Below are 2,357 nucleotides of genomic sequence, written 5' to 3'. Positions count from 1 at the left end.
CCCGCAGGGGCCACGGTTCCCGCTTCGATAGCGCAAGGGCTCAAGAAGTGAGCCTGCCAAGAAGAAAGCGATGATCTGCCGGGATCATCCGGATCTGATCGTCAGTCAGCAGTGCAGATTGGAGAAGCTGAGCCGGTCGGCGTTTTACTACATGTCAGTCGAGGTCAGCGCGGCAACACTGGAGTTGATGAAGGCAATCGACCGAGCCTTCACCAAATATCCGTTCTTCGGAAGCCGGCAGATCGCTGCCTACCTGCGCCGGGACGATATCGTAGTTGGCCGCCATCGCGTTCGCCGTCTGATGGCGAAGATGGGACTGGAAGCGATCTACAAACGGCCGAGAACCAGTCAACCGCATCCCCAGCATAAGGTCTATCCCTATCTGCTGCGGGGCATGACGATCGGGCGGTCGAACCAGGTCTGGTGTTCGGACATCACCTTCATCCCCGTGAAGCACGGTTTTCTGTATCTGGTTGCGATTATGGATTGGGCGACGCGGAAAGACCTGAGCTTGCGGCGATCGAATAGCGAGACCTTGTGTCCGCCATTGGTCCGAGGACAATGATGGATGGACGTGGCCGGTGCGTGGACAACATCTTCATCGAACGGCTTTGGCGATCCTTGAGGCAGGAAGCAGTCTATCTGGAAGACCTGACCGACAGCTACAAGGCACACGGCGTCATTCGTAACTGGATGAAATTTTACAACACCGAACGACCTCATTCAGCCCTTGAGCACACCCCCCCGAGGGAGGCATATTGGGCTGATAGAAACCTGAATTTGGCGGCATGAAAACCAACCCGGATACACCTTAAACGAGCCGCTGACCTGGCCGAAAAACCAGGACCACTTCAGAGAGCGCCCGTTCTTGACAGTTGTCGGATTTGGCCGATGTGCCGGTGAGGTCAAGACCGGCGCCGTCGTCAGACGGCGCCAAGTTCCCGTTATTTACATCTGACCAACCCGATAGGGTCACGGCAAAGCTCTGCCGGGGTCATGCGCCACTGCATTCATACGCTCTTGATGCAAGGCGACATCCGATCAAAGAATGACAAGCGCTTCCAGTTGGTCGACGCGGGCCAAATAGTTTTTGACATTTTCCAAATATGCCTTGTTCTCAAGAATGTCTTTGCGAACTCTGCAACCGCGCTGTGCTTCATTGGGAAACCTAGTCCGCAATTTTTTGATTTTCTTATTATAAGATTTCAGTTGCTCCTGTGTAGGATTGTATCCATCAAGATCATCATTGATGAAATCAGTCACGTTCTCTATAAACACGTCCATCACCTGAACGTGCTCTGCTACGTTACCTGAGTTAGCCAACTCGGTTAGATTGAATAAATCAGCATCAAGAGCGGCGAAATGAAGACCTAAAGATCTTTTTGGCGCAATTTCTTCTTTCGCCTCACTGTAAATACTGCCTGGCTCAGAATAACCACCCATCTCCACAAACGAAACGAAACTGCGTTCAGCACGCCATGTCGGAAGATTAAAGCCACTAAACGCCACCTTCCGCACTCCCGACACGCCAGCGGCTGCACGGCTTGCAAGGCTTGCAAGGCTCCTAACCCTCGCTCTGAGGGACACGCCGCGATTGCGGCTACGGTTACGATTTCTGCCAAGTCGCCACTCGCGCCCCCTAAAAACGTTTAGACGTCCAAAAGCACGTTGGTTGGGACGACGTTCCTGCGCCGGCGGCTGTTCCACTGGTTGTTCCTGCGCCGGCGGCTGTTCCACTGGTTCCTGAAGCTCAATCAATGACTCAAAACTAGTGCTCGTACCGACGCTTCCGCTCGCGCCTCGACTAGAATTTCCCGTAAGTCCACCCATCTATCCATCCTTCGCATATGTTGTGTTGGTAACTCCCTTCGAGAGCACCGATATGACAAGAGTGTCAGCGACCTAAAAGGCCCCCTTGAAATACGCCAGAGCAACGGGCGCCGACCCCTTTGTGCCTCAAAGGAAGTCACACATTTACAGCCAAGTCTCGCATCCGTATTCAGATACGATGACATCTCAAGTCTGGAGATATGTTTGGCGGGTCGCCGAAGGTTTTATAGTGCTTAATATTACAAGATAGATCGAAAATGGAGTGAGCTCTCATCAATGGTCCGCTGGCAGACGAAGTGACGTTGCCCCCTGGAGATAATCCAGTGTCCGTCATCCAAAGTATTTGGAACAGATGGCCTCGTGATTTAACGGAGAGTTCGTCGCCCGGTAATCATCCCATTTTCCGTCGGATCTAAAACTGGACTTCAGGCCGCTGTTTTCAGTTTCATTGCGGGCGTGATGCCGCCGATGGCCATGTTGGGCCGCTCGTTGTTGTATGTCCATAGCCAGCGTGTGGCGTGGTCCTG

At 53.1% G+C, this 2,357-nt stretch carries 3 protein-coding genes; 2 read left to right on the top strand and 1 reads right to left on the bottom strand.

Annotation, left to right across the window (positions count from 1 at the left end; translation table 11 throughout):
• Positions 1–70: 70 nt before the first annotated feature.
• Together ABJZ52_RS15315 and ABJZ52_RS15310 are read left to right on the top strand one after the other, a co-directional pair.
• Positions 71–565, top strand: a complete 495-nt coding sequence (locus ABJZ52_RS15315) for an IS3 family transposase (RefSeq protein WP_348185645.1) — start codon at positions 71–73, stop codon at positions 563–565.
• Positions 562–792, top strand: coding sequence for an integrase core domain-containing protein (locus tag ABJZ52_RS15310; RefSeq protein ID WP_348185642.1), 231 nt, complete (start codon positions 562–564; stop codon positions 790–792). The genes ABJZ52_RS15315 and ABJZ52_RS15310 overlap by 4 nt, the downstream gene beginning before the upstream one ends.
• A gap of 249 nt (positions 793–1,041) precedes the next feature.
• On the opposite strand, the gene ABJZ52_RS15305 is transcribed toward ABJZ52_RS15310, so the two are convergent.
• Positions 1,042–1,830 carry a hypothetical protein gene (locus tag ABJZ52_RS15305; RefSeq protein WP_348185640.1) on the bottom strand — a complete coding sequence of 263 codons (789 nt, stop codon included), beginning with the start codon at positions 1,828–1,830 and terminating at the stop codon, positions 1,042–1,044.
• Between the last annotated feature and the right edge of the window lie 527 nt (positions 1,831–2,357).

The sequence above is a fragment of the Roseibium sp. genome, from assembly GCF_039982295.1.
Classification (GTDB): Bacteria; Pseudomonadota; Alphaproteobacteria; order Rhizobiales; family Stappiaceae; genus Roseibium.
The sequence above is the reverse complement of the archived record's forward strand: the minus strand, read 5'-3'. Positions and strand labels throughout refer to the sequence as shown.